The 6,719-nt window shown below is 65.2% G+C and carries 5 protein-coding genes and 2 riboswitches; of the genes, 4 read left to right on the plus strand and 1 reads right to left on the minus strand.

Going from position 1 to position 6,719, the window contains the following annotated elements; translation table 11 throughout:
• The coding region (locus RMO40_RS09785; RefSeq protein WP_309719856.1) for an SDR family NAD(P)-dependent oxidoreductase at nt 1-524 on the minus strand (524 nt) is incomplete at its 3' end.
• Nucleotides 525-685: 161 nt separating this feature from the next.
• Between RMO40_RS09785 and RMO40_RS09790 the strand changes: the two genes are divergently transcribed.
• The 4 genes from RMO40_RS09790 to gcvP form a co-directional block, all read left to right on the plus strand.
• Nucleotides 686-2,371 carry an electron transfer flavoprotein-ubiquinone oxidoreductase gene (locus RMO40_RS09790; protein WP_309719893.1) on the plus strand — a complete coding sequence of 562 codons (1,686 nt, stop codon included), beginning with the start codon at nt 686-688 and terminating at the stop codon, nt 2,369-2,371.
• 120 nt (nt 2,372-2,491) lie between these two features.
• Nucleotides 2,492-2,594: riboswitch (glycine riboswitch) on the plus strand.
• A gap of 22 nt (nt 2,595-2,616) precedes the next feature.
• Nucleotides 2,617-2,728, plus strand: a riboswitch (glycine riboswitch).
• A gap of 62 nt (nt 2,729-2,790) precedes the next feature.
• A complete protein-coding gene (gene gcvT, locus RMO40_RS09795; protein ID WP_309719898.1) occupies nt 2,791-3,912 on the plus strand; it encodes a glycine cleavage system aminomethyltransferase GcvT in 1,122 nt (373 codons plus the stop codon).
• Between the two features lie 50 nt (nt 3,913-3,962).
• Complete coding sequence (gene gcvH, locus RMO40_RS09800; protein ID WP_309719904.1) at nt 3,963-4,337, plus strand: glycine cleavage system protein GcvH; 375 nt, start codon at nt 3,963-3,965, stop codon at nt 4,335-4,337.
• Nucleotides 4,338-4,347: 10 nt separating this feature from the next.
• Nucleotides 4,348-6,719, plus strand: a 2,372-nt coding sequence (gcvP, locus tag RMO40_RS09805; protein WP_309719907.1) for an aminomethyl-transferring glycine dehydrogenase, incomplete at its 3' end; no start/stop codon positions are given.

Below are 6,719 nucleotides of genomic sequence, written 5' to 3' on the forward strand. Positions count from 1 at the left end.
ATGACCGCGGCCTTGCTCATGCAGTACACGCCGATCTGGCCCAGCACCTTCAGGCCCGCCATCGAGGCGATGTTGACGATGCGTCCGCCGGTGAAAGTGCCTGGCGCCGCGCCCTTGGCCCGCGCCAGCATGCGCTTGCCCACCTCTTGCGCCACGAAGAAGGCGCCCTTGGTGTTGGTGTCCATGATGTAGTCGTAATCTTCGGGCGTCACGTCGGTGAGCTTCTGCGTGGTGCTCACGCCCGAGTTGTTGATCAGGATGTCGATCGTGCCCATCTCGGTCTCGGCGTGCGCCACGGCGGCCTTGATGCTGTCGTGGTCGGTCACGTCGAGCGTGACCACGTGCGCATCACCGCCCGAAGCTTCGATCTCGGCACGCAGGGTTTTCAGCCGCTCGATGCGCCGCCCGGCCAATACCACCGCCGCGCCCGAAGCTGCCAGGGTCTTGGCGAACTGCGTGCCCAGGCCGCTGGAAGCGCCGGTGACCAGCGCCACGCGGCCGGACAGATCAATGGTGTAGCCCATGTGCGTCTCCTCAGGAAATCATGTGTTGCGATGAAGATAGCACGCGCTTCTGCACTGCAGACATCCACTGCATTCAGGCATGAGCAAAGAAAAGAACGATCGTTCTTTTCAGACCTCTTGGCAATTAGAATGCGCGTCAATTGTTCATCCAAGGAGACTGCATGACCCCCGCCGAAATTCTTGCCCAGCACGGCCCGCGCGAAGCGATGGAGTACGACGTGGTCGTGGTCGGTGGCGGCCCGGGCGGTCTGGCAACCGCCATCCGCCTCAAGCAGCTGGCCGCCGCGCAGGGCAAAGAGGTCTCGGTGGTGGTGCTCGAAAAAGGCTCCGAGCCCGGCGCGCACATCCTGAGCGGCGCGGTGATGGACCCGAAGGCCCTGACCGAGCTGCTGCCCGACTGGAAAAAAGACGGCGCCCCGCTCAACCAGCCCGTGAGCGGCGACAAGCTGCTGTGGCTGACGCAAAACGGCGCGTTCGATACACCGCAGTTCCTGATCCCCAACTGCTTCCACAACGAAGGCAACTACGTCATCAGCCTGGGCAACGTGGTTCGCTGGCTCGGCCAGCAGGCCGAAGCGCTGGGCGTGGAAATTTTCCCCGGCTTCGCGGCTGCCGAAGTGCTCTACAACGACAACGGTTCCGTGAAGGGCATCGCCACCGGCAACCTCGGCATCGGCAAAGACGGCCAACCGAACGACAGCTTCCAGCTCGGCATGGAGTTGCACGCCAAGTACACCGTGTTTGCCGAAGGCGCACGAGGCCACCTGGGCAAGCAGCTCATCGCCAAGTTCCACCTCGACGAAGGCAAGGACCCGCAGGCCTACGCCATCGGCGTGAAAGAGCTGTGGGAAATCGACCCCGCCAAACACCAACCCGGCCTGGTGGTCCACACCGCCGGTTGGCCGATGAAAGACGACACCTACGGTGGCGGCTTCATGTACCACCTCGAAGACAACAAAGTCACGCTGGGCTTGGTGACCGGCCTCAACTACAGCAACCCCTGGCTGAGCCCGTTCGAAGAAATGCAGCGCTGGAAGACACACCCGCGCATCAAGGCGTTTTTGGAAGGCGGCAAGCGCATCAGCTACGGCGCACGCGCCATCACCACCGGCGGCATCATGAGCCTGCCGAAGACGGTGTTTCCGGGCGGCGCGCTGGTCGGCTGCGATGCGGGGTATCTCAACGGCGCACGAATCAAGGGCAGCCACGCCGCCATAAAGAGTGGCATGTTGTGTGCCGACGCCGCCTTTGCCGCGGTGCAGGCCGGTCGCCAGCACGACGAGCTGGCCGAGTACCCGGTGGCCTTCGACAAGAGCTGGCTGCGCGCCGAACTCGAGGCCTCGCGCAACTTCAAGAGCTGGTTCAAGTTTGGCAACCTCTTCGGCGGGCTGATGGTCGGCATCGAACACTGGCTGTTGCCACGCCTCGGTTTCAAGGCGCCGCCATGGTCGTTCCACCGCGAGAAAGCCGACCACCTCTACCTGAGGCCCGCCGCCGAGTGCGAGCAGATCACCTACCCCAAGCCCGATGGCAAGTTGACCTTCGACCGCCTGGGCAGCGTGTTCGTGAGCAACACCAACCACGAAGAGCACCAGCCCGCCCACCTCACACTGAAAGACAACAGCGTGCCGGTGAACATCAACCTCGCCAAGTACGCGGGCCCCGAGGCGCGCTACTGCCCGGCAGGGGTCTACGAGTACGTGAAGAACCCCGACAACACCGACCGCCTGCAGATCAACGCGCAGAACTGCGTGCACTGCAAGACCTGCGACATCAAGGACCCGACGCAGAACATCGTGTGGGTCACGCCGGAAGGCGGTGGCGGGCCGAATTATTCGGGCATGTAAAGCCCAGATAAAGCAAGCACAGCGAAGCGACCGATCAAGCAACGCCCGCGGAACCGGCTTTGCCGGGCCGCCAGGCGGCGCCCCCCGGGGGCAGGAGCGATGCGACTGGGGGGCTGTACACTCCCCACGCCAGGAGAGAGCTTCCTCGTGAAGCCGCCGAAGGCGCAGGGCCGATCAGAAATGTGACGCTCGAACGCTCAGGCAAAAGGACTGGCAAGCGCCACCCATCATGTGAAAGACGGGAGGCGTTCCTCGCTGGAGAGAGGCCCACCCCGAGTGGGCCCACCGAAGGGGCAAGCGCTTGGCCATCAACCGCCTCGCGCCAATCTCTCAGGTAGAGCGGACAGTGAGGGCATTGCAGGTATTTTTCATCTCGGTGATGGATGCTTGCGACACAACAATGCCCTCGGAGAGCCGCCATGTCTGACACCACTGCCCTGCTGAAGACCCCGCTTTACGCCCTCCACCTCGAACTCGGCGCCAAGATGGTGCCGTTTGCCGGCTATGAGATGCCGGTCAATTACCCCGGCGGCATCATCGCGGAGCACAAGCACTGCCGCAATTCGGCCTCGCTGTTCGACGTGTCGCACATGGGCCAGCTGCGTTTGGTGGGTGACGACGCCGCCCGCGCACTCGAGACCCTGGTGCCGGTCGACGTGGTCGACCTGCCCGTGGGCAAGCAGCGTTACGCGCTGTTCACCAACGCGAGCGGCGGCATCCTCGACGACCTGATGATCACGCGCCGCGAAGATGACTTGTTCGTGATAGTCAACGCCGCTTGCAAAGCGGCCGACACGCTCCACCTCGTCACGCACATCGGCCACCGCTGCACGGTGCAAGCCCTGCCCGACCGCGCGCTGCTTGCCTTGCAAGGCCCGAAGGCCGTGAACGCCCTGCGCCGCCTCAACCCCGAGGTCGCCAAGCTCACTTTCATGACCGGCATGCACGCCCACATCGCCGGAGCCGACTGCTTCATCACCCGCTCGGGCTACACCGGCGAAGACGGCTTCGAGATCTCGGTGCCGTCGCTCCATGCCGAGGCGCTGGCGCGCGCCCTGCTCGCCCTGCCCGAAGTGAAACCCGCCGGCCTGGGCGCACGCGACACGCTGCGCCTCGAAGCCGGGTTGTGCCTCTATGGCCACGACATCAACGACACCACCACCCCGGTTGAAGCCGGCCTCACCTGGGCCATCCAGAAAGTGCGCCGCCCCGGTGGCGCGCGGGCCGGCGGCTACCCGGGTTCGAACGTGATTGAGTCGCAGTTGACCAGCGGCGCCAGCAACAAGCGTGTGGGCCTGCTCGGGCTGGAGCGTGTGCCGGTGCGCGAAGGCGCGAGCATCGTCGATGCCAAAGGCCACCGGCTGGGTTATGTGACCAGCGGGACCCTCTCGCCCAGCGTGAACCAGCCCATCGCCATGGCCTACCTCGCCAGCAACCACGCGCTGCCGCACCACGAGGTGTACGCCGAGGTGCGTGGCAAACGGCAACCGATGCGAGTGACCACCATGCCTTTTGCGCCGCACCGGTATTTCCGTGGTTGATTTCCGCGGCTGAACAACCTCTTCATCGATTTCAATCAGGAGCCTTCCCCATGACGACCATGTACACCCCCGACCACGAGTGGATCAACATCGAAGACCACGAAGCCGCCACCGTGGGCATCACCGTGCATGCCCAAGACGCGCTGGGCGACGTGGTGTTCGTCGACCTGCCCGAAGTGGGCCGCAGCTTCAAGAAGGGCGAGGTCTCGGGCGTGGTCGAGTCGGTGAAGGCGGCGGCCGATCTGTACATGCCCGTGAGCGGCGAAGTGGTCGAAGTGAACGAAGCCCTGCGCGCTGACCCCGCACTCGCCAACACCGACCCGCTGGGCACCGGTTGGTTCTTCAAGGTGCGTGTGTCCGACATGGCCGAGTTCGAGCAGCTGCTCGACGCCCCTGCTTACGACCAACTCGTCAAGAACTCCTGAGCAGACTGCCATGCTGATGCACGCCCACAAGCCTCTCGGTGAGCTTGAGAACCCGTCTGAATTCGTCGCCCGCCACATCGGCATTTGGGCCGACGACGAGCAGCACATGCTGTCGGTCATCGGCGCCGCTTCGCGGCGTGCGCTGATCGACGCCATCGTGCCGCGCACCATCGCGCGGCCCACGCCGATGCAGCTCCCCGCCCCGCTGACCGAAGCGCAGGCCCTGGCCGAGCTGAAAGCCATCGCCGGCAAGAACCAGCTGCTCAAGAGTTTCATCGGCCAGGGTTACCACGGCACGCACACGCCGGGCGTCATCTTGCGCAACATCCTGGAGAACCCCGCCTGGTACACCGCCTACACGCCCTACCAGGCCGAGATCTCGCAAGGCCGCATGGAAGCGCTGGTCAACTTCCAGACCATGGTGTGCGACCTGACGGGCCTGGCCATGGCCGGCTCGTCGATGCTCGACGAAGCCACCGCCGCCGCCGAAGCCATGACGCTCGCCATGCGCGTGGGCAAGAGCAAATCGACCACCTTCTTCGTGGCCGACGACGTGCTGCCCCAAACGCTGGAAGTGGTGCAAACACGCGCCCGCCCGCTGGGCATCAGCGTGGTCACCGGCCCGGTCGATGACGCCGCCAAGGCAGGCGCATTTGCCGCGCTGTTCCAGTACCCCGGTGTCAACGGCGTGGTGCGTGACCTCCAACCCGTCATCGATGGCGTGCACGCCGCGGGCGGCCTCGCCATTGTCGCCGCCGACCTGCTCGCATTGACGCTGATCACCCCGCCCGGCGAGATGGGCGCCGACATTGCGGTCGGCAACACCCAGCGCTTCGGCATGCCCATGGGCAACGGCGGCCCGCACGCTGCCTACATGGCCACCAAAGACGAGTTCAAGCGCTCCATGCCCGGCCGTCTGGTGGGCGTGAGCGTCGATTCGCACGGCAACCCGGCTTACCGCCTGGCGCTGCAAACACGCGAGCAACACATCCGCCGCGAGAAAGCCACCTCGAACATCTGCACGGCGCAGGTGCTGCCGGCCGTCATCGCCAGCATGTACGCCGTGTACCACGGGCCCGCGGGGCTCAAGCGCATTGCGCAGCGTGTGGCGAGCTACACAGCCATCCTGGCGGCTGGCCTTGAAGAACTTGGCGCACCCATGGCGCAGAGCGCGAGCTTCGACACCCTGGAGGTGAGCACCGGCGACAAGACCGATCAAGTCTTGAAGGCCGCACGCGCTGCCGGTTTCAACCTGCGCCGTGCCTCGGCCGGCTCGGTGGGCATCACGCTCGACGAGACGACCACGCGCGACGACATCCGCGCACTCTGGACGCTCTTCGGCCGCGCCGGATCGTCGTTCGAGAAGTTCGAAAAGGGCATCGCACCGCGCATCCCGGCAGGTCAACTGCGCAGCAGCCCTTTCCTGACGCACCCGGTGTTCAACACCCACCACTCCGAGACCGAGATGCTGCGCTACATCCGCAGCCTGTCGGACAAAGACCTGGCGCTCGACCGCAGCATGATCCCGCTCGGCTCGTGCACCATGAAGCTCAACGCCACCAGCGAGATGATCCCCATCACCTGGGCCGAGTTCGCCAACGTGCACCCGTTCGCGCCACAAGACCAGCTGCAGGGCTATGCCCAGCTTGACCGGCAACTGCGCGACTGGCTCTGCCAGGCCACGGGTTACGCCGGCATCAGCCTGCAGCCCAACGCCGGCTCGCAAGGTGAATACGCCGGCCTGCTGGTCATCAAGGCGTACCACGAAGCCCAAGGCCAGGGCCACCGCAACATCTGCCTGATCCCGGAGTCGGCGCACGGCACCAACCCCGCCAGCGCGCAGATGGCCGGGCTGCAAGTGGTGGTGACGAAGTGTGACGCCGACGGCAATGTCGACCTCGCCGACCTGAAGGCCAAGTGCGAGCAACACAGCAACAACCTGTCGTGCGTGATGATCACCTACCCCTCCACCTACGGCGTGTTCGAAACGCGCGTCAAGGAGCTGTGCGCCCTGGTGCACCAGCACGGCGGCCGTGTGTATGTGGACGGCGCCAACATGAACGCGCTGGTGGGCGTGGCCGCGCCCGGCGAGTTTGGTGGCGACGTCAGCCACCTGAACCTGCACAAGACCTTCTGCATCCCTCACGGCGGTGGCGGCCCGGGTGTGGGGCCTGTGTGCGTCGTCGCTGACCTCGTGCCTTACCTGCCGGCGCACCGCAGCGCTGGCATCGGCACCGCCCAACAAGTCGGCGCCGTCAGCGCGGCCCCCTTGGGCAATGCCGCCGTGCTGCCCATCAGCTGGATGTACGTTCGCATGATGGGTGCCGATGGCCTGAAGAGCGCGACCGAAACCGCCATCCTGAGTGCCAACTACATCGCCGC

Origin of the sequence: Rhizobacter sp. (genome assembly GCF_031412075.1) — a bacterium.
Classification (GTDB): Bacteria; Pseudomonadota; Gammaproteobacteria; order Burkholderiales; family Burkholderiaceae_C; genus Rhizobacter.

Bases quoted from the DNA above. Each gene is read 5' to 3' on its own strand.
- RMO40_RS09790 (WP_309719893.1), top strand. From the start codon at position 686: ATGACCCCCGCCGAAATTCTTGCCCAGCACGGCCCGCGCGAAGCGATG.
- gcvT (WP_309719898.1), top strand. From the start codon at position 2,791: ATGTCTGACACCACTGCCCTGCTGAAGACCCCGCTTTACGCCCTCCAC.
- gcvH (WP_309719904.1), top strand. From the start codon at position 3,963: ATGACGACCATGTACACCCCCGACCACGAGTGGATCAACATCGAAGAC.